Raw genomic sequence first — 1,304 nt, 5'->3', positions numbered from 1 at the left:
ATTGCTCCTATGTCAAGCAGCGGCGGCGTGGGGTGTGTGGTGTCGTGACTTCTCGTCGGTGTGGAGGCGGTTGTAGACGACGCGGGCGAGGCGTCGTTTGAGGCAGCGTAGGGCTTCGCGGGTGGAGTCGCCGGCGGCCCGGCGCTTGTTGTAGTAGGCGTGTCCGGGGCTGTCGGTGAGGCGGATCTGGGTCAGTGCGATGCGGTGTAGGGCGGCGTTAAGTTGTCGGTTACCGGATCGGCTTAGCCGGACGCGGCCGGCGGTGTTGCCCGACCAGACGGGGATGGGCGCGGTGCCGCTGTGGCAGGCGAAGGCGGCTTCGCTTTTGAATCGTGCGATGCCGGCGGTTTCGCCGATGAGTTTGGCTGCGGTCAGCGCGCCGCAGCCGGGTAGAGCGAGCAGGTTCTGCGCGACGGCTTGCACGGTGTCGGTGATGCGTTCGGTGAGTTCGTTGATGGCCAGGGTGAGGCGGATGATGTCGCCGAGTTCGTCGGTGGCCAGCTCGGCCAGTAACCCGTCCTGGGTGGCCAACCATGCCGCCAGGGCGGTCTGGGTCTTGGCGCGATCCATCGATCCCTTCTTCGGTGTCTGGGCCGGGTCGAGTTCATGGATCCGGCCCAGGAACCGGTTGATCGTTGCGGTCCGTTGTGCCACAAGGTCTTCACGACGGTCGATCAACAACTTCAGTTCCCGCGACACCTCGTCGTGGCTGGGGACCGGCAGGTCGGGGTGGCGCAACACTGCCCGGGCCACGGCCAAGGCATCGATGGGGTCCGATTTGCCTCGGGTACGGGCGCCGGCGCGTTCGTGGGCCATCAATTTCGGTGCCACGCGCACGACCTTCTGGCCGGCCGAGAGTAGGTCACGCTCGAGGCGCGCCGACAGATTGCGGCAGTCCTCGATACCCCACAACAGATCAGTGCCGACAGTCGTCTTGGCCCAGGCCAACGCCGCCAGGTGCCCTTCTGTCGTGGCGGGCACCACCTTCTGTGCGATCTTGCGACCCACCTCGTCGACCGCGACGAAGGTATGGGTGCGCTTGTGTACATCGGTTCCAATGACCACCATGGACAGTGCCTTCTTTCATCTCGACGGGATGCAAGGAAGGTTGGGCCGGCCGGTGGACACATCTCAGTCGGGGCGGTGCCACGCTCCTATCAAGTCACACCGGTCGGTCCTTCCCACCTGATGCCGGCATAACGCACGAACGCCAACCCCTCAAGGGCGGCAGTGTTTGCAAGAGCCAGGCACCAGGTGAGAAGAACCCAACCACCGCAACGCGGCACCGTCGACAGTGACACTGA

The 1,304-nt window shown here is 65.0% G+C and carries 1 protein-coding gene; it reads right to left on the bottom strand.

What is annotated here, in order from left to right; genetic code table 11:
- Nucleotides 1–12: 12 nt before the first annotated feature.
- Entirely contained in the window at nt 13–1,068 is a 1,056-nt protein-coding gene (locus AWC16_RS21390; RefSeq protein ID WP_085266729.1) for an IS110 family RNA-guided transposase, read from the bottom strand.
- Nucleotides 1,069–1,304: the final 236 nt, after the last annotated feature.

Source organism: Mycolicibacter longobardus, from assembly GCF_002102265.1.
Lineage (GTDB): Bacteria > Actinomycetota > Actinomycetes > Mycobacteriales > Mycobacteriaceae > Mycobacterium > Mycobacterium longobardum.
This window is presented reverse-complemented; position numbering and strand designations above follow the sequence as displayed.

Bases quoted from the DNA above. Each gene is read 5' to 3' on its own strand.
- AWC16_RS21390 (WP_085266729.1), bottom strand. From the start codon at position 1,068: ATGGTGGTCATTGGAACCGATGTACACAAGCGCACCCATACCTTCGTC.